Genomic DNA, 25374 nt, shown 5'->3' with positions numbered 1-25374 from the left:
CCTTGCATAACGGCATCTAATCTTAATACTCCGAAATAGATCCTCCTCCTTTTTGCTCGCGATCATTCGAGCCAAACCAGCCAAGCTCGATGTCTGCTCGTCGAATCCCGTCAAAATAGACCGCGACAACTCGACTTTTGGCTGCAATACCGGGTGCCAGAACCGAGGACCGCGATCAATCGGCCGACAATCCAAAAGCGCTGAGACTCTCCGATTTGTGGCAGCAGCGCGGGTCGCTGCCGCATATTTCCACCGCCGACATGTATCCGGCGGTGGAAAATGGCCCCATCGCCCGCGCGATGAGTTGAGCCCATATGATGACCCGGCTTTGCCTCTATAGCGTGGCGCTCACACCCGCACTCAATAATTGCGATCTCCGGCCCGCGGCGGGTGCTGTTCTAGATGTCCGCAGGCGGCAATCTGCCAGTAAGCAAATGGAGCGCCTCGAACAAATAGTAACTACCGAAGATGAGTTCCGCATTGCTGACGTAGTCCTCGGCGCGAGAATCCTCGCGCTTGTTGAAACATCCTTCGACCAGCATGCCAGGCAAACGTTTATCGTTCTTGTCGACCGGAGTGAGATGACGTTCGACGAGCGCCAAAGCGGTCCGTTCTCCGGCTTGCCGATATAGTTGCCGCTTGCTTTCAGAGGGCGCAATCGAACTCAACTTTAGAAAAGCCGACGCCATGAAGGCGGTAGCGGCAGTGTCTCGCTCAACGTTGGGGGCTTGCGGATCGTCAAAATCCCAGTATGACACGCGGTCAGCTGGCACATGGGCGATCCACCAGTCGGCCCCCTTCATGGCGGCCTGAAGCCACCGCTCTTCTGGGCCGCCGGACAAGTAACTCATCGTCGAGCAAACGACCCCCCACGCCTGTGCTCTCGCCCAGACGCTGCTCTCGCTGTAGCCTTTGTGCGTGTAGCGCCGTAAGATCTCTCCAGTCGCGGGATCAAGCGATGAGGACTGCACGAATGAGCCGTCCTCGCGCTGATGAAGTCCCAGCACCTTGTCGGTATGATTGGCGGCGACCTCACGCATTTCTCGGTCATTGGCGGTTCGAGCCGCCCAAAACAGCAACAGCGAGACGACCAAGCTATCGACACTGCTTGCAGTCGCTCCTACGTCCGAGCCCTCCTCTGCATTCGCGCCGAGGGGTACCAGGCCTAGCTTCGGATTATACCGCTGCTTGAGGTCTCGCGCCGCTGCGAGGCCGAGCGCCCGGGCGTGCTCGCTGCCGGCGAGCAGCGAGCCGAGTCCAGCCCCGTAATAGAAGGTCGCGGCCTTGAACGCGGTGTCGGCCGTAACGCGCGGCGCAAGGCGCGCGCAACCTTGCTCCGCGAGAATCCTGAAGCGCTCGCCGCCATTCCCGCGAGAGGCAAGCCAAAGCATCCCCAACCAATATCCGCCGGTCCAATCCCCATTCGCAGTTGTAGTCCAAGTGCCGCTTTCCGGGTTCGCCCAATGTGGATAGGCGTCCCCTACCTGCCGAGCCGTATCTTCGATACGCCCTACCATACGTGCGATCGGTTCTTCCCAGTCAGTCCTCATCAACACTCCCCATGAAAATTCAGAAACAGCTGCTCGAAGCTGGCGATCAAGTCAGAATCTCACGACGATTGAGATATATCAATAGCAAATTGAGTTAGTCTATAGGTGTAGCAATCTCGTATTGCGTCAAAAAGGTACCCCAGGGGCGTCAAGACTGTCCTTCGTCATCCACGGGAAGAAGTTTTCGAGATCCTCCTACTCGTGATCTCGAAGCGCCGCAGACACGCAGTCGTGATCGGGGTCGCGCGATAAGGCCTCGATCCACTCGGCCAGGGGCTTCTGGTCTTCGCTGCCGACACAAGAAGATCGAGGAACCCGCATTCGTTGATCATGGTCTTTTGCAGGCAAGCCATTTGCTTGCCGATCGGAGCACGCGAGCGACATCACCGCCGGCGAGGAGTCGAGGTCGCTGCGGACCATATCGAGTAATCGGCCTCGATCGGCGCTTCGTCTGAGAGCGTACTGAGGCTGCGCAGGCGAGCAGTTGGATCTGCGCGGTTTGGCCCGTAGGTCCTCGTCGTCGAGGTCGCGGACCCGGTCTTCGGCACCACGTCGAGATCGAATCGTCCGTCGAGGTGCGACAGGGAGCTGGATCAGGACAAAGCGGGCAGCATCAGGGATTCTGTCGTCGTTTTCGTCCCGAAGAGTTGGCAGCAGCTCGGCTGTGCTCACCAAGCCAGCGTTCGCCACCATTCCCAATTCGGCCATGCAGACGTGCACGGCATTGTCAGGCTGCTACGCTGCCTGATCAATATTTCCCGCGTCCGCAAATCATGCCGGCGGCTTGTTGTTCGGCAGACTTCGCCGGTAGGAACCGCATTGCAGGGATCGCCTCACAAATCGCTTCTGCATCCGCGGCATCCGACTTGCTCGGCTGACATAAGGCTTTACGTAGGCTGGCACATGCGGACCAGGCGCCCAGTGATCTGGCGTGCCCAGAGTCGGCCCTTCAAAAGCCATGGAAAACATTCTGCCAGAATGAACGAATCCCTGAACCATTCTGTCGTGGCCAGGGTTGTGATTCCACTACCAACATATTATTTGGGGCCCAATGCTCATATGTTCTAGTCGGGTTCGCCGCCTTGTAACAGGGGATCGGCTAACCTAATGATCAAAGCTTGGCTAGACTTTCCAATATTTGAATTGTTCGCAGTCCTCTTCGCCTTTTACGCGACGACTGGCGCTGTCATTGTGATCGCGAGTTTCAGCCCCGCAACGGTCGTGCCGGTGCGCCGCATAGAAGGCGTGGTCGCTCCGTTTTTCGGCACGGTCGGAGTTTTGTTTGCGTTCCTGACCGGATTTCTGGCCAACGATATAACCGATCGCAACCGCCAAGCGACCCGCGCGGTACAGTCAGAGGCGGCGGAACTGCGCAACATCTATGCTGTTAGTATCGCGTCCGCCTCGGACATGCGCGGCGTCCGCTCAGTACTGGCAAAATACGTCGCCGCCCTCGTGGACGACGAGTGGCCGGCGATGGCGCAGGATCAGGCGGCCAATTCGGTTAAGTCCGCCTACGACGCCTTGCTGCGAGAGGTGAGCGATCCGCGGATCGCTCAAACAGCGGGCGGGGCGGTGCAGACTGCCTTGCTAAATGCCGCAGTCAGAGCGGGCAGCGCGCGTTCCGAACGACTCGCGTTGGCCTCCGACCGCACGTTCGATGCCAAATGGATTCTCGTCCTGATCCTTGGCGTGGTGACACAGATATCAATCGGGTTGGTGCACCTGAAGAAGCCCGGTGCGCAAATTGCGGCGCTCAGCGTGTTCTCAATCGCCGTCGTGATGGCGCTGGGACTCATTGGTCTCCAAGAGCGTCCTTTTTCCGGTGATATCCGAGTAGAACCGGGGCCTCTGGCAGAGGTCGCCAAGATCCCAGCGGAATGATGCATCATGCAAACCATTCCCGCGTGGACGCAGCTGGGAGATTTCTTGCTCCCCGCTCTCAGCACCTGCGCTTGAGCATGTTCCCTTCTCTAGCAATGCACCTATCCGACTCAGATGATTGCGTGAGTGCCACAGACGCCGACCTCCAAATGTCTTTGCATTCAAATTTTGGACGCCGATCCCGTGGCTTAGGGGACCCGACCATTGGTGGTGAGCCTGCGCGCCGGGGATCGAACTGTTCACGCTGCGGGAGAAGGGCCTGGTCTCCCAGCTCGAGGACAAGTGCAAAGAGATCGACGTTCCGAGCCTGTCGATCATCGGCCCGGTGATGCAGTTGTTCGAGGCCTATCTTGGCGCCGCAACGACGGGTCGCGTCGGTGCCAGCCGGCGTGCTTCTGACAGTCGGCGTCGTTCATGGTCGGCCCCTTTCAGATCTCGATGATGAGCTTCTCGTTGAAATTCGGGTTGTCACAGGTCCGGTGCTGGCCGGGCCATGGGCCGTAGCCTTTGGGATTGCTGAGGACGCGGGTTTTGCCGATCACGGCGTCGAAGGATTCATGGGTGTGCCCGTACAGCCATAGATCTGCTGGCCGCAGCTCGTTCTTGTCCTCTGTTGTCGACTCAGGACTCATCAACGACCTCAGATCGCTGCGATAAGCGACCATCAAAAACTCTTCGAGCGTGGGTCGGAGGTCTGGATCGTGGAGATCCGCGGGAGCCGGCACCGGCGCGTGGTGCGTGGCGATCACCAACTTTTTCTCGTCGCGAGGCTTGCGCATCTCGGCTTCCAAGAACGCCAGCGAACGCCGGTGCCTGGCGAGCGCGTGCGGGGGCCGAAAGCGCTCTACGTAGTGGCCGACCCGGATTTTCTTGAAGTCATTCATGTGATCGGCGGCGACTGCCATTCCGCGATGCGCGTCGCCGAAAAGCGCGAAGTCGGTCCAGAGCGTCGCGCCGGCGAACGTCACGTCGCCGTTGCGGATGGTCTCGTCCTGCAGGACATGCACATTCGTGCCGGCAGCCGCTGCCTTGGCCTTCTCGAGCGTGCGGTCGATGTCGGTCCCGTAGGCTTCGTGATTGCCCATGATGTAGATCACCGGCCGATCAGGCACGCGATCCAACAGCCAGCGGACGCCGCGCTCGGCCCTCGGTACCAGGTCGCCGGCGACTACCATGACGTCGAAGGCGGGGCGCGCGCTGCCGGACGGCAGGTCCCAGCCGCGGGTGAGTTCGATGTGCAGATCGGACATGACCCAAAGGCGCACGGTGCTACTCCTCGGTCCGGAGGGAGGCGGGGTCGACCTCCGAAGGCGTTGGTCTCGCGGTCGTAGCGGCGGCAGGTGATGAACGAGCGTTCCGCAATGCCGAATTGACTAAACCAGTAGATGTTTCATATTCATCGCGGGGTCTGCGAGAGCCTCTGCCTTGGGGCTAAGTCCGCGGCTTATCATCATCTCGGCAAAACGCACTTCTCTCGCTACCGTGCCCAGGTTCCCAAATCCGCATGCGGCCACCAGACGGCCGTCGGCGGCGAGGTAAAACAGGAGCTGGCCCCTCGTGCCGAGGTTCCTGACTACGGGGATTTCTCCGTCTGGGCACAGGCCGACGATTTGCAATATCTCGTCGTATTGATCCGACCAAAACCAGGGAACGTCGTCGAAAGGACGGTTCTCGCCCAGCATGTTCGCTGCCGCCACCACACCTTGTCGCTGTGCGTTGCGCCAGGCCTCCAGCCTGACCCGCTTTTGATAGAGGCGATGCGGAAACGAACAGCAGTCCCCCGCCGCGAAGATGTGCGGATCCGAAGTCGCCAGCGTGTCGTCCAGAACGATGCCGTTGTCGACAACCAGTCCTGCCGCTTGCGCAAGTTCGACATTCGGCGTCGCACCGACCCCAACGATCACCAGGTCGGCCCCGTGTGAGCGACCACCGGTTAGCACCACGCTGGAGTGCCCTTCACTGAAGTCGACCCGCTCAACGTTTGCGCCTGTCTCAATGCGCACCCCGGAGCGTTCGTGCTTGGCCCTGATTAGTTTTTCCATAGGAGGTGGTACTGCCCGCATGAGTAACCGCGATCCTGCCTCGAGTACGACCACCGAAGCCCCTCTTAAGACCGCGCTCGCGGCAACCTCGAGCCCGATAAAGCCGCCGCCGATCACAACGACCTTGCGTCCTTGGCCAATAGTGTTGCGGATGCGAGTGGCATCCTCATACGTCCGCAGCGTCGCGACCCTCGTTCCTTCAGCGATCGGAACACTCAGACTCCGAGGTCGAGCTCCCATGGCTAGGAGGAGCCGGTGATACGCCATCCTTGACCCGCTTGAGAGCGTGACCACATTAGCCGCGCGATCAATCGCAACCACTTCGTTTCCCTGGAGATAATCGATCTCCAACTTAGCGAGGCGTTCTGCCGTCACAATCGGCTTGGCTCCAGGGGTCATCTCGTCGGTCAGGATCGCCTTGGATAGAGGCGGACGCTCATACGGAAGCATAGCTTCGTTGCCGATTAAGGCCACGATTCCTCCCCAGCCGCCTTCGCGCAGGGCGACGGCAGCGGCCGTACCAGCTTCGCCCGCCCCAACGATCACCATTGTGGACTGGTCGCTCAAGCAGCTGAACCATTTCCGAGCGCAGGCTGTGCATCGTTTGCCGCGCTCTCGAACAGGCCGCGCACCAGGGATTTGAGTAAGAGAGCCTCCTCCCAACGATCAGTGGTGTCGTTGCCATGGCGATCGCTAATGGCATAGGGTTGCGGGCCAAGTTCGCAGGTAAAAGTGAGACGGGCACCCGCGCCGGCGCGCCTTCGCCAACTGTTGAAGCCGTATTTCCACCAACCAAGAAACAGATCCAGCCAGATTTTGTGCTGGGGGAAAGTGACCTCGACCTGAATTTGCTCGCGAGACGCCACACGGCCATGAAAAGCCCAGGTACGATCGAGTACCTGCCGCACCAGTGCTTCGTCTTCGTCCGAGATCGGATACCAGAATTCGCGCCCTAGCAAGATGTGCGAGAGATCGGCAAGCATGCGCATCCCGGGAACCTGGTCCATCAGGTCGAGTGTGAAGAGGGGATCCGTCGTCATTCTGTTGCGATGCGTCTCGAAGTAGATCGCCATGCCCGCCTCTTGCGCCACCCTGATCCAGCCCTCCAGCAGGGGGATACAGTCGACGACACGGCGCGGGCGGATGTGAGGCTGGACGTTGAGATGCAGGGCGTCGAGGTGGTGAGCAAGGTCAATGGCCGCTTTCAAGTGATCGGTCGTCTGCGGGAAGCACATACCCTCGACTGCCAGTCCTGAGCCGGCCGAAGCGCGCGCAATGAGGGCGACACGTGCAGGATCGGCGCAGGAGGTGCTGATGCCGTCGAAGCCCGCTTCCTGGATCATCGCTATGTTATGGTCGATAGAACGCTCGACCCCATCGGGTTGGCGTCGTTCCATCGCCCACAGGGACTGTAGTATAAGCAAGCTCTGCTTCGACATCGTCGTGCTTTTGACTTCAGAGCTTGATGAAGACGGTACCGTTCTCGACCTTCACCTCGTAACTGCGCAGGTCAACACATGCAGGCAATGCGCGCGACTCGCCGGTGCGGTAATCGAACGTCCCGAAGTGCTTCGGGCACTCAATGATTCCCCCATCGACAATGCCGTCCGCAAGATGGACTTTCTCGTGAGAGCAATGGCCGTCAATCGCGAAGTAGTCTCCCTCCGGAGAGCGAACAATTGCAAACGTACGGCCGCCGTGATCGAGGCGAACGGTCTCTTCGGGCATCAATGCGTCAGTGGCGCAAGCCGCTACCCATTCATCCTGACTAGTCATTTACATCTCCTCTGAGTCAAACTCGCAGCAACTGCGCCGATGCCGTGGCAAGATCCGCGGGCCGGCGGCGCCAATGTTGCTGGTGGGTGGAAGGGAAGTTGCAGTATGTAGCCATCGTCCATCAGAAGAGTCGGAAAGACCGTCCGATCTGCCTTACCAATTTCAGGACTAATTGCCGCGCGCCCACTTCTTGGCCTTTATGCGCTTATACATCCTCTCGTCGGCTTCGGAAGAACCGTCGTGAGCTGTGCCGAACCACTCGTCGAGCGGGATGCGCCGCTCTCCATAATTCACTTCAAAATACTTGTGATGCAGGTAGTGATAAAAGTTGTCTGTGCTGATGGCTTTTGCATCGTCCATGACCACCCGGTCGAAACCGGTGTGAGACTTCGCAGGCGACAACCCCGCGTGCATGAGCTGAAACATTGCATGCACCGGATGGGAGGGCAGGACGAAATGGATCAGCACGCCCGTAAAATAGCAGATGTGCTCGAGTGTAGATGCTGACAGGCCGGACCAAGGTCCCGGGTTAACGTTCTTGTGGTGTACCTTATGTACGATGTGGAACAGCGGTCCCATATGAATGAGCCGGTGAATGAGATAGAAGTGCAGCTCGCGCCAGGCCGGCATCACCAACACAAGGGCAGCGCAGTACGCGGGGTGTGTTCCGAAATCGACGTACGGCAAATAGCCGTTAGCGTACATCCACCAGGTAAGGGTCTCGTATGCGGTCCATACCGGCACGCCGCTACACATAGTCCAAAATACGTTTTCAGCTGTCTGGCTTCCGAACAGGAAGGTAGTGTTGTCGGTGTCGGGCCACTTTGCGTTATATTTGAAGTTCGTTTGTTGACGTCGTTGGACATAAAGGATGAAGTGGAAGGCGCCATAGACAAGGACCGTTAGCCCGGCATTGCGCAGAAGGATGAGCGAAAGCCATTCAGTGTGGAATTCCCGCATTGTATCAAGCGCCGGTGTCAGATAGATCCACGATACGAGCGAGATCGCGAAATAGAGGGTATTCCAAGGCAAGAGATACCCCGGCAACCAACGAAGAATTTTCTTCGGCTGCACCGGCCAGACAAAAATCGGCGCGCGTTCCGGCCTCTTGTTCGGCGTCCAATTACCGCGTTTGTCGCGCGTACCGTATAAGATGTCATCCATATTTGCCTCCGCTCCGCCGGATTTTTTGACGTGAGATGCTCGCCTACCTGGGCGAAATTCTTCAAGTACCGACAAATCGTAATTTCGTCTGATATCGCTGCCCCAGCGTGCCAACGAGGATCAAAAACCTCCTTGCTCCAGCGCTGACAAGAATGCTGCGAATTCATCGTCGTCGATCTGCGCGGATTCCTGCGGTCCCGGAAACGCATTCGCATTGACGTCGGCGCGGAACGCACTAAGAGCTTTCACACGCTCTTGTTTGAGGCGTTCTTGTATGGCCTGCAGGTTTCCATAGGTCCGAGCGTGCCGGGGACGCCGGCCTTCCTCGCCACATATGTCTGCGGTGAAGAGAAAGATCACCTCTGCATCAGGTCCGGAGCCAAGCGAAATCGTGACCAGCCGGCTCCGCCGGCGGATCTCTGCCATGACTCTGGCCGGAATGACCTCGCATTCGACGGCAAACGCGCCGGCCTCTTCTAGACGGCGGAAGCGATGGAACAACTCCAAAGCTTCATCTGCTTTCTTGCCGAACGCACGAAGCTTTCCAACCCAGGTCGATTTCCTCGGAACTAGCCCCAGATGACCAACGACCGGAATATCTTCGGCCGCGAGCACAGCGACGGTCGCCATGCCGCGCGCTGTGATCACGGCGTCTGCGCCGTCGGTCAACGCCTTTAATGCGGTGCGTAGGATATCGTCCTGGGTTGCGGCATCGGCAAAGCCGAGCGCCGCCGTGACGAAAAGCTGCTTCGAGCCCTTGCGAACGGCTTCCACGTTGCGGGCGCGGGTGACCAGCATCTCGATACCAGATTGTTCCGCAGCTGCTGCCTCGTCCGCCGTCTCAGCGGTGACTTGAGTGTAGCGCCTGCCGGAGTCTTTGGCGCCGCGCAGGTCGGCCACCGTCACTGTGCGCTGGGCTTCGCGTGCGGCCCAATCGTAAATCCGGGGCATCTTGCAATTCAGCTCTCTAGCTTCGTGCCAAAGTTCCAACGCGCCCGCTGGTCAAAGAATTCCGGACGGAAGACTTGCTACCAGGCAGCGACGTATCGTCCTTCGGCCGAGTGCCCCAAAAACTCGCCGAGCCGCCGGTGGCGACCACGCACATGGTTCGATGTGCGGGACGCCCTGCAGCGATGGCAAGATCAGGCGAATAGCAGTTCGGCAGGTTTTGGCATTCTGGCTTACAGACGATCCTCACCTCGCTGCGATTCCTCTTAACGTTGGCCCGGGCAACTCGACATCCGGAAGATTTGTGGTTTAGGTCCATCCTGCTTTCCTTCAACTCAAGGCGGAGAATTTACGATACATCTCGTCGGCTGCTCTGCGCGTTGCCATGCCAGGAATGACCCCGAGCTTCGTGCAGACCAGGGCACCGCAGCAGACCCCGAAGCGCGCGGCCTCGATCACATCGTGGCCTTCGGCCAGAGCCACGGCGAAGCCGGAATTAAACGCGTCGCCTGCGCCCGTCGTGTCAACTACATTGACCTCGGCAGCCGGGATGGCTGCGTCGATCGCGTCGGTGACGACGAGCACGCCGCGGTCGCCAAGCGTTACAATCACGTTGGCGGCGCCGCGTTTGCGCAGTATCTCCACGAGCTCGCGTGAGGGCCGCGGATCGTCCGGCCGCAGACCGAGCAGAATACGAAGTTCACTTTCGTTCGGCGTCAGGTAATCGACCAACGGGAAGATCTCATCCGGAAGCGGCACGGCGGGGGCCGGATTGAGGATAGTCGTTTTGCCGTGCTTGCGGCCTAGCTCCATGGCTCGCATTGCTACCTCGACAGGAGGTTCGAGGACTGCCATGACGAGGTCGCTTTCCCGAATACGGCCCTCGGCACGATCCACAAAAGCTGCATCCATGGCGTTGGTGGCGCCATAGTCCATGATGATAAAGTTCTCACCACGCTCGTTGAGAATGATGAAGCCCACCGCCGTCGGACTTTCGGCGATTTGGTTGACATGCGTGGTGCCAACGCCTTCGGCCTTGTAGAGGTCGGCCGCGATATCGGCGAACTTGTCTTTCCCGATGATGGCTACTAGCGACGAATCCGCGCCTAGTCGCGCAGTCGCAACCGCTTGATTCGACCCCTTGCCCCCAGGCCCCATATCGAAACTGCTGCCTAACATCGTGACGCCGAAGACCGGGATGTTCGGAGCGCGAATGGTAAGTCCCACTGCGAAGCTGCCGACCACGGTGATTCTCGGTTTACTCATCAATTCCTCCCTGAATGTGCCTGAAGCCAGCGCGATGGTGTCGATTGCCTTCACGATATCGGCAGCGGAAGAGAAGAACATCCTTGCTCGGCGTGTGTTGGCGCAGTTCGCGGGCGGTGAGTATCGGTACCGGCTCCCCCTGAATCCTCGCAGCAATTACTCAGGAATACAAAACGTGCATCCTGGATGCCGATCGGCGAGTTTGATTGTTAGTCGTTATCTGCGAGCGTAGGCGTGGAATTCGCGGGTGGAAATGGACAAAGCACGCTTCGGTTTATATAAAACACGCATGGCATTATTACCGCAGCGCACAGTTTTTCCGGAAAGCTATCAGTACGTCCTTCCTGACGCCGCCTGGACTCGCTGCGCCTTTACGGTGCTTAGGGCTGGCAAAGCCATCACCGCGCGCGACCACCACATCGCGCGAGACAACTATCCGGGTCAGGACATTCTGTACTGCACAGCGGGACGTGGCTTCGTATCCAGCGAGGGCAGGACATTCATTGTTGGGCGCAATCAGTTGATTTGGATTGCCAACGAGGCGCCACATGCGCACTGGCCGGACGAGAGCGATCCCTGGACCGTTCTATGGGTAAGGATCGACGGACCGAACACGCCGGCTATTCGCCAAAAAGTGTTCGGCACCGGCGCAACCCTCGCAACGATATCGGCACCGAAAGACCTCGAACGGTGGTTCGGAAACCTGTTTGATGTCTTGCGCGCCAGAGATGATAACGTTGATTTGGCCCTCAATCGCCTCGTGGCGGAACTGCTGCACCTCATCGCAGCACCGTCTAAGCAAGGTGATTCCCGTCTCCCCGCTCCATTGCGGGCCATCGTCTCAAAGATGCGGCAGGCACCGGAGCGATCTTGGCATGCCGACGAACTGGTCGCGGTCACGGGCCTGAGTGCCGCACAGACGCGGCGGCTATTCCAAAGGCATCTGCAGATCAGCCCAAGGCGCTGGCTGATCCGAGAGCGCATCATGATGGCGCAGAAGCTGCTCTTGGAAAGCGACGCCGGGCTCGGTACCATTGCCGAACGCTGCGGTTTCTGCGACGTCTATCACTTCAGTCGTGAGTTTAAACGTAGCACCGGCACCAGCCCTCGAACTTGGCGGCGCGCCGAAGGAAGTTGAACTGGCGTTCGCACAGTTTTCATCGAAAATATTATGTATTTCGCGTCTTTGTCGTTTCGTGATCAAGCGCTTTGACGGCGCAGTCGTCTTTCCCTGCTCTGAATGCGTCTAAGCCTGCTCGTTGTCGCGATCTCGTGCTCAATCCGGTCGCAACTTTGACGTTCAACAGAGGGGATCGTTAGGCCAACGTCAATGTGCCTCCGATCGCATCCCGATGAAACGGTTCGCCTGCCGTTGAAACTTCGTCGAAATGGCGATGCGCTAAAAATCGAGCGCGGTTGAGCGTTTGTGTGCCGACTTGTCAGAATCGCGACACTCGGTCGAACCGGCGACAGAGGCTTGATAAGAATACGCAAAAGAAATCATCACTTACGGTTTGGCACGCGCTTTGAAAAGCCGTCCACTATCTCTGGGTCTCTTCCAAGAACAGGTGATGTTGGAATGAACGTGCCGAATTTGACGAAGCGAGCAAATAGCCTAGGAACCGACAAGGGAGATGAGGTTGGCGACGCACATGGCTACACCAGCTTCTACTCTTTTCTATTCGAAGAATTCCGCGACGAACCTTTCACGATGGTCGAGATTGGATTGCAGCATGGGTACGGCTCTCTCGATCCCGGTGCGTTGCTCGCTCGCAAGGTCTACGACATTCCGTCCATCAAGATGTGGCTGGAGTTCTTTCCCAAAGCCAACATCGTCGGCTGCGACATCTCCGATTTCAGCGCCTTTGAATTGGACCGATTCCGTTTCGAGCGCCTTGACATGGGAGACGCGCTAGCCCTGGAAAGACTTGCGAGCTCACTACCTCCCGTAAGGATCATTATCGAAGATGCTTCGCACGCAGCTTACCACCAGCAGCTTGCTCTCGGAAAGCTGTTCCCCATCGTTGAGCCAGGGGGCTTTTACTTTATCGAGGATCTGCATGCCACGCACGCGATTGCCGCAAGGCTACCGGTCTGCGATCCGACTGAGGCCGTGGTTGAGAAGTTCAAGCAAACGCGTCAGTTCGACATTCCGTTTCTGAGTGGAATCGAGCGCAGAAATCTTGAGACCTCGATCCGGAAAATGTTTATCCACCGCAACGATAAGGGGGGCGTCAGCGACTGGACCTTGAAAATGGTTGGATTTGAAAAGTATTAGAGATTGATTTGCGACCTTGCGTGATCCAAGGTGGTTCCCTGTCATTGATCGCCGGCGGAAGCAATCTCGTTTACGCCGGCATCTTTCAAGAACTGAGCCAAGATCGTCCGCGAACTTTAGTCATGACAATCGTGGCAGGGGCATTCTGCTGCGGATGCTGCGCAAGCTTGGCAGCCGTAGATCGAAGACTACACTGAAGACGAGCATGGGGCTTCAGTGGGGCCGCGAAGATGGTGCATGCAGACCAGCGACACCTCGTTGGCAGTAGCTGCGCAGCACCTTCACTGCCTCTACCCAACCTTACCCAACTGCGCGCGTCACCAACCTTATAGCCGGCCTCCGCCCGCTCTAAGGGTGCCTGGTGTAAAATGATCGGGGAGGAAGATCGTGGCTCACCATTGCACGGACGACCAGAGGTCAGTCCGGGATGGTAGTCCATCCAAGCTGCGCGCGGTCGCGATCGTGGCAACGCTGGATACCAAGGGCCGCGAAGCGTCCTATCTCAAAGATATCATCGAGGCATGTGGCCGCAAAGTCGTCCTGATTGACATCGGCACCTCCGGGTCGGCTGCGAGGACAAAACAACCTGATCGTAATGGCCCTCGTGTCGTCTCGCCGGCCGAGCTCCTGAAGGAGATAGCCGCAACGACGAGCGAAAGGGTCCGTGTCCTCCTGGCAACGGGCGCCATTGGCGCGATTGTCGGAATTGCCGGTGGCAAGGGGAGCGCAGTTTTCGGCGAGATCGTGGCTGATTTGCCCTATGGCTTTCCCAAGCTGCTCGTGAGCAGTGCAAGGCCAGCGCTGCTCGCTGAATTGGCCGTCCATAGCGACATTATCCTCTATCCAACGCTCGTCGATCTCTTCGGGATCAACACCTTTACCGAACGGGTATTGGAGAATGCGGGGAGGGCCATTGCGGCCATGAACTATGCGCCCACGAAGTATGGGCGGAAAAGGAAGGTCGTTGCCATCACGGCTTTCGGAGTGACGACGCCTGCGGCAAATCACTGCGTGGCGCGCCTTGCCGAGGCTGGCGTAGATACGGTTGTCTTTCCCGCCAACGGGGCCGGCGGTCGCAAAATGGAGCAGTTGATCGCGGCCGGCGAATTCGACGCTGTGATCGATCTGACCACAACGGAGCTGGCCGACGAGATTGTTGGAGGCACCGCCAGCGCCGGTCCGGATCGACTCAAAGCAGCATCGCACATCCCGCAAGTGATCGCGCCTGGTGCGGTCGACATGGTCAATTTTGGTCCGCCATCAAGCGTTCCTGATCAATTTCGCGGCCGCCAGCTGTACTCCCATACGCCCTATACGACTCTCATGCGCACAACTCCTTCTGAAAACGCGAGCATCGGCCGGCTCACGGCCGAGCGGCTATCGCGGGCAAAGGGGCCTGCAATTGTGCTTTGGCCCGCGGAAGGTGTTTCCGATTATGACCGCGAGGGCGGTATTTTTCGCAATCCCGACGCTGACAGTGCTTGGCTCGAGGCGGTCAAGGCTGGTCTCGCGCCGAACATTAAGGTTCGCGAACTGAACTGCCACATCAATGATCCCGAATTTGCCGAGAACGCCACGACGTGGATCCTCGAGCGGTTGGGGCAAGGGGCTCATTGCGATGCGCATGTTTGAGCGAGCCGAAATCCTTTCCAGGATCGGCCAACAGGTCGATCAAGGAAAAGCGGTTCTTGTCGCCGGGAGTAGCTGCGGCCTGGTTGCGAAGTGCGCTGTCCTGGGAGGCGCCGACATGCTGGTGGTCTACAGCACCGGGCTGTCCCGTCTCATGGGACTTCCCACGAGCCGGATCGGTGATTCGAATGCGCGTACCCTCGATCTCGCAGCAGAAATCCGCAACGTCGTTTCTTCCGTACCTGTGATAGGCGGCGTCGAAGCGTGGGATCCTCTTCGCCTCGACCTTGATGCCCTTCTGGACAAGTTTTGGGCGGCCGGCTTCTCCGGCGTGATTAACTATCCGACCATCTCCACCATGGGCGAAAAATGGCGTGACCGCCGCGGCCGGGTCGGGCTTGGCTTTGAACGTGAGCTCGAAATGATCGCGACTGCCCGCAAAAAGAACCTCTTCTCGCTGGCCTATGTCGCAAGCCCGGAAGACGCCAAGGCGATGGCCAGCGCAGGAGCCGACTGCATCGTCCCGCATGTTGGCGCGACCCGTGGCGGGCTCGCCGGGCATGAAGAAGGCCAGTCGATACAAGAGGCGATCAGGCGCATCAATAACATCAATATCGCAGCGAGAAGAGTGCGCTCGGACGTTGTCCTGCTTTGCCATGGCGGGGCAATCGCAGAGCCGCAGGATACAGTCGAGGTCTATCGGTCGACGAAGTGTGTCGGCTTCGTTGGCGCATCCTCCATTGAAAGAATCCCAATTGAGCGGGCAGTGAAGACGGCGGCAGAGCAATTCAAAGCTGTCTCGCTTCCTCGAAATCACTGACGCTCATGGGCAAATCTTGGAGCAAGGCCGGAATGAACGAGCCGACCCATCAATCAATCAGGCATAAGACGGTGGTATTCCCGCAACGAGGTAAGCCCGATCATGATTGGGAGACAGATGTCCTCGTGGTCGGTAGCGGTGCAGCCGGACTGTCAGCGGCGCTCTATGCGGCAAAGGCCGGACTGCGCGTTATAGTATGTGAGAAATCGCCGCGGCTTGGCGGGACGACGGCGCTATCGAACGGCATGATTTGGGTTCCTTGTTCGCCCCAGGCGCGGTCCGCGAAGGTTGAGGACTCGCTTGCGAAAGCGCGCACGTACCTGCAGCATGAACTTGGCAACTACTATCGGGCAGACTTTGTAGAGCCTTATCTAGAGGACGGTCCAACCGCGCTCTCAACACTTGAGAGCGGGACAGAGGTCAAATTTACCCTTGCGTCTGCCCCCGATTATCACTCGAACCAGGTCGGCGGAGTTGACAAGGGCCGGGCACTGAGCCCCGCCCCCTATGATGGAAGGCTTCTCGGCAGCGATTTCGACCTAATAGGCGACCCTATTCGTGTTGTGCTTGGGGGAATGATGATCTCCTCCGCAGAGGTGAGAAGCTTTTTGAACCCGTTTCAATCTTTCGCTTCGCTGAAGCATGTTTTGCGTCGGGTCAGCCGCTACGCGTGGGATCGGCTGAGTTACAGACGTGGCACTGAGCTCAGCGGGGGTAATGCCTTGATCGCGCGGTTGCTCGTGAGCCTGCGCAAGTATGGCGCAGAAATCTGGCCAGAGTCTCCTCTCATAGAACTCATCCAGGATGAGGGGCGCGTCATTGGAGCTGTCGTCAAGCTGATCGATTCTGAAATTCAAGTGCGCGCCTCGCATGGTGTCATCCTCGCAACGGGCGGGTTTGCTCGTAACGCGCGATTAAGAGCGGAGCTTAGCGGTGCGCATCAGCACAACAACACGCTGGCGCATCCCGATGTCACCGGTGACGGCATTGCCCTTGCGTCTAGGCTCGGTGCCGCGATTGACAGTGATGTCGCCTCTGCCGGTTTCTGGACCCCAGTGTCGATCCTGAACAGCGGCAGCCGCTCGCAAGTCGTCCCGTACGGCTGGCTAGACCGCGGTCGCCCCGGTGTCCTCGCGGTAGGGCCAAGTGCCAGACGCTTCGTCAACGAATCCAATTCGTATCACGATATCTGCCTGGCAATGTTCAAGAACGGATATCCGGCAGACAAGCGATTCTACTTCATCTGCGACCAGGACTTCGTCCGCCTCAGAGGCATGGGACATTTGCTACCCTGGCCCTGGACGTTAAGCATCGGGAAATATGAGCGGCTTGGCTATATCAAGGTAGGCCAGACGATTCGAGAACTCGCGAAGCAGATAGGACTAGACGCCGGAGAGCTTCAAAGGACGATCGAGGAACACAACGCACACGCTGCCGCGGGACGCGATCCGCTCTTCAACCGCGGTGAATCGGCTTTCAATCGCACGCTGGGCGATCCGGTGGTGGGAACGAAAAATCCAAACCTTGGACCGATCAGAAATGGGCCGTTTGTCGCGCTGCCGATCGTTCCCGCAACGCTCGGCACGGCGACTGGATTGGCAACCGATACTTACGGAAACGTCTTGGACGAAAAGGGCAGGCAGATTCCGGGTCTGTATGCTTGCGGGAATGACATGACCTCGCCAATGCGCGGAATTTACCCCGGAGCAGGCATCACGATCGGTCCGGCCATCGTGTTCGCGTACCGCGCGGTCAACGGCATGTTGGTATCGGCTCAACATGGGCAAAAGGCTGCGGCTTCCGGAGCTTGACGGTCAAGTTCGCCGTTTCCGCTGGCAGACCGGTTCGTCTGCTTTCTCCCTAGACTTGAGCCGCTGTTGGAGAAATCCAGCAGCGGTTTTTTTTGGGCCGTCCGGCTGTCTCATCGGATCAGCGTGGTCACGGCGAGCGGTACCAGGACAGGCGTCACAATGCATTCATGCTCCTGCCGAGCCTCGAAAGACGCCGGCGATCTCGTCCACTTGAAAGGCGCACGCCGTACTGATGCCCTGAACGAACAACTTCTTTGGCTCCGTCCTCCATTTGCCTGTACGCGTGGCTTGGCTCCCGCCTCGGCACCCCGCCGGTTCGCACGGGTCGGGCCTGTACCCGTTTTGGTCTCGTGTATCAAAAATGAATACGCGCCCAAGTTTCACGACCTGTTCTGCTCTTTGTCGGGTTTGTCGCTTCCAAGACACAGTGATGCTCGGCCAACGTGCCGTTCCCCGCTCGCAACTAAGCCATTGAATAGGATACAGAACGAGCTTCTCTGGGGCATTTCGCGCGCTTGGCACGACTCTTGAGTTTCTCTCTTTGGCACTGCCGCCGGAGCGGCCGAGCGGTCCTAGTCGTTGGTTCAGGAGTCATGACCTTCAGGTCATGCACGTCGACCCAGGGGTTAAATCATGGATCGTCTGGAATTTCTTCGGACGAAGATAGAGAAGAAGGAGCTGCCAACATACGTCTATGGCTATCCTTCGAAGCGCGCGTATAGGGCTTTCCCGCAACCACTCCGCATAACCGATGTTGCTGAGCAGGTTAGTCGCTCAAAGCAAATCAACATCTATATCCATATTCCCTTCTGTCGCTACCGATGCACCTATTGCACTCTCTTTCTTGCAACCCGCAATAGACGCGGGAGTCAGGAGTCTTATGTTGGTCGGTTGGTGGAGCACATTGCTCGATATGGAGAGTACTTCGGAGATCAAGAGGTCGTCAGTATCTATTTCGGCGGCGGCACTCCGACGCTGCTAACGGAGCATCAATTCGGCGAGCTATTCGCCGCCCTCGATACTGCATTTCCAAAACGAAGCCGGCGATGCGAGATTACGGTCGAGGGCGCACCGGATTCTTTCGACAATAATCTTATGGATTGCTTGCAGGCACTTGGCGCTAACCGAATGAGCATGGGCATCCAAAGCATGGAACCCGGCGAGCTTGCGCACTCTGGTCGGCCATATTCGATTGAGATTGCAAGAGCGGCAATCGAGGCGCTCATCAAGCGCTTTTCCCACGTCAATCTTGATTTGATCTACGGCCTGCGTGGTCAAACCCGTGACTCTTGGCTCTTTTCGCTTGGTCGCGTGCTCGACTATGAGCCGCAGACGGTCTCTCTCTATCCCGTTGTTGTTCGTCCCATGACGAACGTCATTACCTCGAAAATGCATAATCCTGAATTATTCTTCTCTGAAGCGGAAAAGTATGAAGTCTACGATCAGAACGTTGCTTGGATGGCGTCCAAAGGCTACCGGCAAGAATCCTTCACACGTTTCACAAGGATGACTGGCGACCATGCCTACCGGCAGGAAGTGTCGGATTTCGAGGGAACGCCCCTGCTCGGATTGGGGGCTGGTGCCAGAAGCTACTTCGGCCAATATCACTGCGGCACGGATTATGCCGTAGACGGGGGCACGGCTTCGCGCATCATCGACACATTCTCGGATCGTCCGTTCGATCCTGAGGCGATAGCATCACACGGAATCAAGTTGACGTCGGAAGATGTTGCGCGTCGCTACACTCTCCTTGGCCTCACATTGTCAGCTTTAAGCAGAAAGAATTACGCCGCGATATTCGGACGGGCGCTAGCGGACGATTTCGGCGAAGAACTCAAGGCGCTCGAGTCTTTGCAACTCATCAATTTGGCCGATGATGATGTTTGTCAGCTTACGCAAAAGGGGGTCAAATATTCGAGCATTATAGCTCGGATGTTTTACTCCGACACGGTGGTTAGACTTGAGGAACAATATCAGGCGGCGTGAGGTGCAGTATGGAAGAGATGGCGAATTCACCTTGCTGGTGGGATTCGGGCTACGCCGACCACAACGTTTCGTCTATGGGTGGTCCTAGCCCCGAAATCTTCGAGATCGCGCCAGCTCTCCGCTCGAAGAGCGTGGTTGTCGAGCTGGGGTGCGGCGAGGGGCGCAATGCTCTCTATTTGGCCCATTTTGATCATCAGGTGATCGCGAGTGACAGCTCTGAAGTCGCGATCTCCAAGTTGAATAGGCTCGCAGGTGAGCTTGGCGTAAACATTACGAGCGGTGTGGTTCGCGTTGAAGAGTTTCAGCCACCTGCTTACCTCGACGTGTTTATAGCGCATTCCGTATTGCATTTCACGGAACGGAGCGTCTGGAAACCCCTCATCACGGCCTTAATCGATCGGACTCGGCCTGGAGGATTTCATTGCTTCACCAATACTCTCGATCAACCAGACCATCCCGTTTCGAAGGAGAGTTTGGCGTCCGGTCACAAGAAGTCCTTCTCGCGGGGAGAGCTTCAAGCAATCTATGCGGAAGCCGACTGGGAGATTCTACGGTCTGACCATTACATTAAATGGGACTCGCATCCTGGCATTCCAATTCATTCGCACTGCATCGAGAAAGTTGTGGCTCGTAAGCCAATTGGATCTGAAGATCTCCCGCCAATGCGAGCTGAGCCCATCGACGCGGCCGGAATGATTCCTGCCGAACAATTTGATGACTTGAAACTGGGCACATCACGCGATGCCATAATTGAGATGCTCGGCTCGCCACCAGCCAGCCATGGGGTGGCGACTAACCGGAAGACGGTCGGCGGCAACAATCAGGGGGCCATAGCCGACAGCTATGTGCGCGAGGATATGATCTATGGCGATCACGGCCTCCAGTTTGTTAACGGAATGCTGACTGGCAAATATCGATATTTCACGTCCCCGAAGCGCTTGAGCATTCGGGAAGCTTAAGCTCGGACGAAAGTTCTGATTAGGTAGCCTGCTAGCCGAAGCAAGTCTTTCGTCTGCTCTTCGTTTCCTGCCGGAGAACTTCCAACGTGCCATCATGGCGCCCGCCGCCCCCGCACAGGACTATCCAGGCCGCGGCTGAAAACGCTCCATGTCCTTTGTGGCGAGTGGCTAGACAGGCAAAAGCTTGCAGGAAATGCGCGCAGTAGCTGCAGCCCGGCTTAGGCACGCTGCTTGCTTCGTCCGAGGGAGCATTGCCGAAACTCCCCCCGGTGATGCAGGGGCGACCTGGCGCATCACATCGAGGCGTCGGCGCGTCAGGCCGCCCCGCTGCCTCGCTCTACTTCTGACACCCGCCAGTAGGAGAATATATGAAGGTGAACGCGCGGGCAGCCGCGGCTGCCGCGGCTCACTTGCCGCGCCGCGCACTTCGATCACGACACGTCATCCAAGTTCTCTGTGAAAGTGACAGGCGGTGAAGCCCACGTCTACGACTGCAATGCACATACAGCGCCTGGCCACGCATCGTCCTGGGCCGGCGCTCGTTCTTGCTCGGTCCCCGATCGCGGTGCCGTTCCGGCCATTTGACAGAAGCCGAACCCGCGATTGTCGTATCCGCGACAATCTCGAAGGACATGTTGGAACGCGCGGCTTCACCGTGGTCGGCAGAACGAACCCCTTTTGTTGAAATATATGAACCCGAATTCGCGATTGGCGCGTAGTTTGCTACGGACCCCCGGTAACGGGGCCCCGCCCATGAAAGTCGCTGCTAAGATCCAGGATGCACGCGCGCCAAGGCTCTTCGCATTGGTACTCGGCACGAACGAAATCGCTTCTGCTATCGCCACGAAGCTCACCGAAGCGAAGTTTGCTGTCGTAATGAGACACGATGCCTTTCCACCGGTGATCCGCCGCCGCATGGCATTTCACGACTCGCTGTTCGGCGAGCCGAGTGAAATTGAGGGCGTCGTGGGCAAACGGGCCGATACGCTAGCGGAAATCACAGAGATTCACACCGAACCGAGCAGCGTGGCAGTGACCGAAATGCACTTCTCCGACGTCATTGCCTTGCGCTCACTATCCGTGATCGTGGATGCACGCATGCAGAAGCACCGAAGACCTCCCGATCTGCGCGGCTTCGCGCGGGTGACAGTCGGAATCGGGCCCGGCTTCGAGGTGGGCGTCAACTGCGACACCGCCATCGAGACCCATCCGATTGAGACTGGTGCAATAATCTCGCGAGGTGTCACCAAGCTGGCGGACGGCCGAGCCTGCGAGCTCGGCGGCGCTGGACGCGAGCGCTTCGTGTACTCGCCCCGCGATGGCATCTGGCGGACAGGCCTCGATATCGGCACGCTGGTGTCCAAGGGATTGCTGTTGGGTTGTCTCGGCGGCAAATCGGTCCAGGCTCCCATCGAAGGAGTGCTACGCGGTATTGCACGGGACGGCGCGCGCGTGCGGGAGGGCGTAAAATTGCTGGAGGTCGATCCGCGCGGACGCCAATCTTGCTGGACTGGCATGGATGAACGAGGGCGATCCATCGGATGCAGCGCCGTCGCGGCAATCGAGAAACTTATTTCGCCCCGACCGAACAATCGTCGATATTTTCGCCGATAGTTAGAGAGAGAGGCTACTTTTGGCGCGCTCTTTGGCGTGAACTGCCGGTGTAGGCACCGGACAGTTCGTGCAGCAGGTAGCTTAGCACATCAATCTTTTCCGCATCCGAAGGCATTGGGCATACGGATGCTTTCCCCCTGCCGCTGCGCAGAACACTGAAGTGCCAATCGCGATGCTCACAATCTTCTTCGCTATCATTTCCCTCCTTTACGCGACGGTTGGGCAGGCGGGTGGCACCGCGTTTCTTGCCTTAATGGCCTTTGCATCGTTTCCATCAACTCAGATGCGACCGACAGCATTGTTACTTAACATCGTTGCTGCCACGTATTCGACATGGCTCTTCAATCGCGGTGGTTTTATTGATTGGAAGAGATTGAGACCTTTTCTAACCGCCTCGGTGCCAACTGCTTTAATTGGAGGATTCACAATTCTACCCCCGCATCTCTATGATGCTATCACCGGCATTATCCTCCTTTTTGCTGCTGCCATCTTGTTGATCGGGCGAGCCAAGAAAGCGATCCCTGACGGTGGCACGCCGTCATGGGGCGCAATTACGACAGGAGCCGGCATCGGCCTGGTCTCGGGGCTTACTGGCGTCGGTGGGGGCGTTTTCCTCGCGCCTATTCTTATTGCGATGCGGTGGGCTTCGCCCAAAGAGACAGCAGCTTTGTCTGCCCCCTTCATATGGGTGAACTCCGCAGTTGGATTGGTCGGCGCGATTTACGCCGGACAGTTGCCTTCACCTCAGGCATGGCTATACGCACTGGGGGCTGTCGCAGGGGCGATGGTAGGGACCACGATTGGTCTTCGTTGGCTGTCGGAGACCACAACGCGCTATGTACTTGCTGCCGTACTTGGCGCCGCGGGGATCCAGCTTATGCTCTTTTCAACAAGATAACACCGTCAGATCGGTTCTTGGATCCATCCGGGACGTCGACCAAGCAACGTCTGCTTCTGATGCTGGAGAAGAATACGGTCGTGGCCGCCCACGTTCCCGGCATCTGCCCGCGACCGCAACCGGGAAAGCGTCTCCTCATTTGGGCAAGATCGTTGAGACGAGCCTGTAATAGCCCACGATGCCGATAAGATCGACCGCTCCAGTCTCCCCAAGTGCCGTTTTGACTTCCCAGCGTTTTTGCTCTCCAAGAGCTCGACCGTGAACTCGTATCTCTCATCCTGGAATTGTGGGTCGGCAATCGCGCCGGACGGGGCGCTCTACGTTGCGGACGACGTACACGAACGAATTTGGCGTATCCTTATCATGGGCCTCCCAGCGCCCCTGTCTCAGGCGCTCCGGACGAGGCGGCCTCCGGACGGCGGAATCTCGCTGGCAAATAGCGATCTGAAGCCATTATTGCATTCGCCTGGTCGCTTGGGCACCAGCACATTGAGCTTCATCGCGAATTAGATGAAACGGTCCCGGCGTCTCACTGCCGGGGCCACCCGACTAAGCTTTTAAGAGCTCAAACTTCCGACTCTCCGGCTGCGGATCAAACGCATCCTAGCGCCATTCCACAGGATAGTCCGGATAGCCTATCGGTTTTCGATCCAGGTGGGTTCAAGACGGTACTTGAACGGACCAGATTGCGTCCCGGCTGGTCTTCAGAACCTGGCCTTCAGGAATATGGAGCCACGGTACCTGCTCCTTTGCGACTTCTTTCACCAGGTCGTCGATCTCGACTGAGAGCCGCTTCATCGCGGTCCGAAGGGCCGGTGTTTATCACCCGCTTCCCGGACGTGCAGGAAGCGCTCAGCCTGACATCTTCAACGTCACCTATGCGCCAATTATGGACCCCCCGGTGGGCCCCTACATGCTCGGCCGCGACTGCACGGAGATAAACCAGCGCGACAGGGGCATCATGCGTGCCTTCAAAAATTTGGATAATTGTCGCGATATCGGTGGGATCGATTTTAGTGGCGGAGCCGATCCTGACATTTCTGCTGTTCCGCGAGGTGCCGACAACCGGCTCTCTGATTGGGCTGGTTTGCGGCGCGGTGGGCACGCTCGCAGCGATTTTCTTATAACCGCTAGCGCAACCGCACCGGCATCGCCTTGTATTCCGGATTGGATGGGAGGTGGCCGAAGCGGTAGTAAATCTTGTTCATCGCCGTCACGGCAGCCGCACATTTCGCTGCTGCGATCGCCGCCAGCGCGATCACGACGGTCGCCGCGGATTCTATCGCCTCTATGACACTGAGTTGTGGGTCGCAATCACGCTCGCCAGCAACAGGCCGTATCTGCTTTGCGGTAAAAGCGTCTCATTGGTCGTCGTCGGCGCAGAGTCTGACGTCCTTGGCGCAATCCGGAATTTAATCCTCAACTGCTCAATTGACGTGTTGCCTCAGGCGACTTTCAGCGTCTCGCCGCCGATTTCGCGATTGCAGGGGCAGAGTTCGTCGGTCTGCAGCGCGTCCAGAACCCGTAGCGTGTCCTTCGGGCTTCGGCCGACATTCAGGTTGGTCGCATAGACATGCTGGATCGTATTCTCCGGATCGACGATGAACGTGTAGCGATGAGCGACGCCCTCAGGCGAGCGCACGCCAAGGCCATCGACAAGGGTGCCTTTGGAGTCAGCAAACTGCCAGATGGGAAGGTGATGCAGATCCTTGTGCTCGCGGCGCCAAGCGAGCTTGCAGAATTCGTTGTCGGTTGAGCCGCCGAGCACGATTGCATCGCGAGCGGCGAAGTCCTTCGATAGCCGGGCAAACTCGGTGATTTCGGTCGGGCAGACGAAGGTGAAATCCTTGGGGTAGAAGAAGATGATTTTCCATTTTTCGGGAAAGCTCTCTTGAGTCAACGTCTCGAACGCGCTCTGCCCCTTTTCTTCCTGCAGGTGAAAGCCCGGCTTCACACCCGTGACTTCGAACGACGGCAACTTACTTCCAATTCCAAGCATGTGTGTCCTCTCGGGGTTGCGCGTGGAAGCGGTGGTCTGGCTTCATCGAAGCAATCGACATGCCACTCGATCTTGAGGTTTAGACTGGCTGAAATGCAACACAGGCTCTGATTGGTTTGAAAGTTCCGGAGAGCCGATCGGGGAGGGGCCAGCACTTCGATGCTGTGGGGCGAGCCGGGTTGGAGGCCTGACGAAAACCTGCACATTCGAACGTCAACATCATCTGGTGAATGGAAGGCAGAGGATACCGCGAAGCGCTCGTGCATTCCCATTCGGGCGCATGTGTTGTGCCCTCATCCTGCTTTCTCTCTGGAAATACCGCTTGCTGCGATCTCGATGTGCTTGGACTTAGTCGAAACGACTTCCTTCAGGGGCCGCCTGGCGATCACGCGAGCGATCCGCGAGAAAGAAACGCTCTGCGAGGCTGTTCTCGGCATCGGTGATCGAGTCGTCGCAGATCGGTGACGCTCGCGAGGGACTTCAACTGCGGCTGCGGGAGTGTGGCACAGATTTGTACCCCACCAAAACAAGGAGGCGACAACATGCTACTTTGTGTAGCAATATGCTTTGCGCGCTCGGAACGCGCGCTCGGAACGAAGAGTGTCTCACACCGCTGTGATTCGGAGCAGTTGGATGTGTCGTGCCGCTTCGATGGAACTGGAGTCCCAAGGTATTGTTCAATGCTTTTACTCCGGCGATGTTTGCTGCCGAACCATCTGTTGTGCGCGCGCGTTGGGACAAGTTGTGGCC

Annotated in this window: 20 protein-coding genes and 2 pseudogenes; 11 read left to right on the top strand and 11 right to left on the bottom strand. The window is 58.0% G+C overall.

Annotated elements, in window-relative coordinates; genetic code table 11:
- Window positions 1-398: 398 nt before the first annotated feature.
- The gene (locus SO139_RS19565; RefSeq protein ID WP_498540396.1) at window positions 399-1391 is read right to left on the bottom strand and encodes a hypothetical protein; all 993 of its coding nucleotides are present in this window, start codon (window positions 1389-1391) and stop codon (window positions 399-401) included.
- A gap of 878 nt (window positions 1392-2269) precedes the next feature.
- Window positions 2270-2450: pseudogene (locus SO139_RS19560) on the bottom strand (IS110 family transposase); the annotation flags it as partial.
- 207 nt (window positions 2451-2657) lie between these two features.
- Here SO139_RS19560 and SO139_RS19555 point away from each other — a divergent pair.
- The gene (locus tag SO139_RS19555) at window positions 2658-3434 is read left to right on the top strand and encodes a bestrophin-like domain (RefSeq protein WP_498540395.1); all 777 of its coding nucleotides are present in this window, start codon (window positions 2658-2660) and stop codon (window positions 3432-3434) included.
- A gap of 220 nt (window positions 3435-3654) precedes the next feature.
- Window positions 3655-3816 (top strand): annotated as a pseudogene (locus SO139_RS19550) (phosphoenolpyruvate synthase regulatory protein); the annotation flags it as partial.
- A 46-nt stretch (window positions 3817-3862) separates the two neighbouring features.
- On the opposite strand, the gene SO139_RS19545 reads toward SO139_RS19550, so the two are convergent.
- The 7 genes from SO139_RS19545 to SO139_RS19515 all read right to left on the bottom strand — a co-directional run bounded on the left by SO139_RS19545 (window position 3863) and on the right by SO139_RS19515 (window position 10711).
- The gene (locus SO139_RS19545; protein ID WP_498540394.1) at window positions 3863-4699 is read right to left on the bottom strand and encodes a metallophosphoesterase; all 837 of its coding nucleotides are present in this window, start codon (window positions 4697-4699) and stop codon (window positions 3863-3865) included.
- Window positions 4700-4807: 108 nt separating this feature from the next.
- Window positions 4808-6043, bottom strand: coding sequence for an NAD(P)/FAD-dependent oxidoreductase (locus SO139_RS19540; RefSeq protein WP_498540393.1), 1236 nt, complete (start codon window positions 6041-6043; stop codon window positions 4808-4810).
- Window positions 6040-6915, bottom strand: a complete 876-nt coding sequence (locus tag SO139_RS19535) for a sugar phosphate isomerase/epimerase family protein (RefSeq protein ID WP_498540392.1) — start codon at window positions 6913-6915, stop codon at window positions 6040-6042. Before SO139_RS19535 ends, SO139_RS19540 begins: the two co-directional genes overlap by 4 nt.
- A 16-nt stretch (window positions 6916-6931) precedes the next feature.
- A complete protein-coding gene (locus tag SO139_RS19530; RefSeq protein ID WP_449379851.1) occupies window positions 6932-7252 on the bottom strand; it encodes a MocE family 2Fe-2S type ferredoxin in 321 nt (106 codons plus the stop codon).
- A 168-nt stretch (window positions 7253-7420) separates the two neighbouring features.
- Window positions 7421-8416, bottom strand: coding sequence for a sterol desaturase family protein (locus SO139_RS19525; RefSeq protein WP_498540391.1), 996 nt, complete (start codon window positions 8414-8416; stop codon window positions 7421-7423).
- A 120-nt stretch (window positions 8417-8536) separates the two neighbouring features.
- Window positions 8537-9367 (bottom strand): 3-methyl-2-oxobutanoate hydroxymethyltransferase, encoded by an 831-nt coding sequence (locus tag SO139_RS19520; protein ID WP_498540390.1) that lies wholly within the window; start codon window positions 9365-9367, stop codon window positions 8537-8539.
- Between the two features lie 327 nt (window positions 9368-9694).
- Entirely contained in the window at window positions 9695-10711 is a 1017-nt protein-coding gene (locus tag SO139_RS19515; RefSeq protein ID WP_498540389.1) for a ribokinase, read from the bottom strand.
- A 172-nt stretch (window positions 10712-10883) separates the two neighbouring features.
- Between SO139_RS19515 and SO139_RS19510 the strand changes: the two genes are divergently transcribed.
- The 9 genes from SO139_RS19510 (at window position 10884) to SO139_RS19470 (ending at window position 22625) form a co-directional block, all read left to right on the top strand.
- Window positions 10884-11768: a helix-turn-helix domain-containing protein gene (locus SO139_RS19510; protein WP_449379894.1), complete on the top strand. Its 885-nt coding sequence runs from the start codon at window positions 10884-10886 to the stop codon at window positions 11766-11768.
- 441 nt (window positions 11769-12209) lie between these two features.
- Window positions 12210-12908, top strand: coding sequence for a hypothetical protein (locus SO139_RS19505; RefSeq protein ID WP_498540388.1), 699 nt, complete (start codon window positions 12210-12212; stop codon window positions 12906-12908).
- A 387-nt stretch (window positions 12909-13295) separates the two neighbouring features.
- The gene (locus tag SO139_RS19500; protein WP_498540387.1) at window positions 13296-14540 is read left to right on the top strand and encodes a Tm-1-like ATP-binding domain-containing protein; all 1245 of its coding nucleotides are present in this window, start codon (window positions 13296-13298) and stop codon (window positions 14538-14540) included.
- The gene (locus tag SO139_RS19495) at window positions 14527-15357 is read left to right on the top strand and encodes a phosphoenolpyruvate hydrolase family protein (RefSeq protein ID WP_449379845.1); all 831 of its coding nucleotides are present in this window, start codon (window positions 14527-14529) and stop codon (window positions 15355-15357) included. Before SO139_RS19500 ends, SO139_RS19495 begins: the two co-directional genes overlap by 14 nt.
- Window positions 15358-15389: 32 nt before the next feature.
- Entirely contained in the window at window positions 15390-17168 is a 1779-nt protein-coding gene (locus tag SO139_RS19490) for an FAD-dependent oxidoreductase (protein WP_498540386.1), read from the top strand.
- A 633-nt stretch (window positions 17169-17801) separates the two neighbouring features.
- Window positions 17802-19154 (top strand): coproporphyrinogen-III oxidase family protein, encoded by a 1353-nt coding sequence (locus SO139_RS19485; protein ID WP_498540385.1) that lies wholly within the window; start codon window positions 17802-17804, stop codon window positions 19152-19154.
- Window positions 19155-19162: 8 nt separating this feature from the next.
- Window positions 19163-20113, top strand: coding sequence for a class I SAM-dependent methyltransferase (locus tag SO139_RS19480; RefSeq protein WP_498540384.1), 951 nt, complete (start codon window positions 19163-19165; stop codon window positions 20111-20113).
- 753 nt (window positions 20114-20866) lie between these two features.
- Window positions 20867-21727 (top strand): xanthine dehydrogenase, encoded by an 861-nt coding sequence (locus SO139_RS19475; protein ID WP_498540383.1) that lies wholly within the window; start codon window positions 20867-20869, stop codon window positions 21725-21727.
- 160 nt (window positions 21728-21887) lie between these two features.
- Window positions 21888-22625, top strand: coding sequence for a sulfite exporter TauE/SafE family protein (locus SO139_RS19470; protein WP_498540382.1), 738 nt, complete (start codon window positions 21888-21890; stop codon window positions 22623-22625).
- Window positions 22626-23755: 1130 nt separating this feature from the next.
- Here SO139_RS19470 and SO139_RS19465 read toward each other — a convergent pair.
- Together SO139_RS19465 and SO139_RS19460 are read right to left on the bottom strand one after the other, a co-directional pair.
- Window positions 23756-23887, bottom strand: coding sequence for a hypothetical protein (locus SO139_RS19465; protein ID WP_498540381.1), 132 nt, complete (start codon window positions 23885-23887; stop codon window positions 23756-23758).
- Window positions 23888-24069: 182 nt separating this feature from the next.
- Window positions 24070-24624: a peroxiredoxin gene (locus SO139_RS19460; protein ID WP_498540380.1), complete on the bottom strand. Its 555-nt coding sequence runs from the start codon at window positions 24622-24624 to the stop codon at window positions 24070-24072.
- Between the last annotated feature and the right edge of the window lie 750 nt (window positions 24625-25374).

Source organism: Bradyrhizobium sp. UFLA05-89 (assembly GCF_059803475.1).
The sequence above is the reverse complement of the archived record's forward strand: the minus strand, read 5'-3'. Positions and strand labels throughout refer to the sequence as shown.

Excerpts from the sequence above, each read along its gene's own strand:
- SO139_RS19565 (WP_498540396.1), bottom strand. The coding sequence starts at position 1,391 with ATGCTTTGGCTTGCCTCTCGCGGGAATGGCGGCGAGCGCTTCAGGATT.
- SO139_RS19555 (WP_498540395.1), top strand. The coding sequence starts at position 2,658 with ATGATCAAAGCTTGGCTAGACTTTCCAATATTTGAATTGTTCGCAGTC.
- SO139_RS19535 (WP_498540392.1), bottom strand. The coding sequence starts at position 6,915 with ATGTCGAAGCAGAGCTTGCTTATACTACAGTCCCTGTGGGCGATGGAA.
- SO139_RS19530 (WP_449379851.1), bottom strand. The coding sequence starts at position 7,252 with ATGACTAGTCAGGATGAATGGGTAGCGGCTTGCGCCACTGACGCATTG.
- SO139_RS19525 (WP_498540391.1), bottom strand. The coding sequence starts at position 8,416 with ATGGATGACATCTTATACGGTACGCGCGACAAACGCGGTAATTGGACG.
- SO139_RS19520 (WP_498540390.1), bottom strand. The coding sequence starts at position 9,367 with ATGCCCCGGATTTACGATTGGGCCGCACGCGAAGCCCAGCGCACAGTG.
- SO139_RS19515 (WP_498540389.1), bottom strand. The coding sequence starts at position 10,711 with ATGTTCTTCTCTTCCGCTGCCGATATCGTGAAGGCAATCGACACCATC.
- SO139_RS19510 (WP_449379894.1), top strand. The coding sequence starts at position 10,884 with ATGGACAAAGCACGCTTCGGTTTATATAAAACACGCATGGCATTATTA.
- SO139_RS19505 (WP_498540388.1), top strand. The coding sequence starts at position 12,210 with ATGAACGTGCCGAATTTGACGAAGCGAGCAAATAGCCTAGGAACCGAC.
- SO139_RS19495 (WP_449379845.1), top strand. The coding sequence starts at position 14,527 with ATGCGCATGTTTGAGCGAGCCGAAATCCTTTCCAGGATCGGCCAACAG.
- SO139_RS19490 (WP_498540386.1), top strand. The coding sequence starts at position 15,390 with ATGAACGAGCCGACCCATCAATCAATCAGGCATAAGACGGTGGTATTC.
- SO139_RS19485 (WP_498540385.1), top strand. The coding sequence starts at position 17,802 with ATGGATCGTCTGGAATTTCTTCGGACGAAGATAGAGAAGAAGGAGCTG.
- SO139_RS19480 (WP_498540384.1), top strand. The coding sequence starts at position 19,163 with ATGGAAGAGATGGCGAATTCACCTTGCTGGTGGGATTCGGGCTACGCC.
- SO139_RS19475 (WP_498540383.1), top strand. The coding sequence starts at position 20,867 with ATGAAAGTCGCTGCTAAGATCCAGGATGCACGCGCGCCAAGGCTCTTC.
- SO139_RS19460 (WP_498540380.1), bottom strand. The coding sequence starts at position 24,624 with ATGCTTGGAATTGGAAGTAAGTTGCCGTCGTTCGAAGTCACGGGTGTG.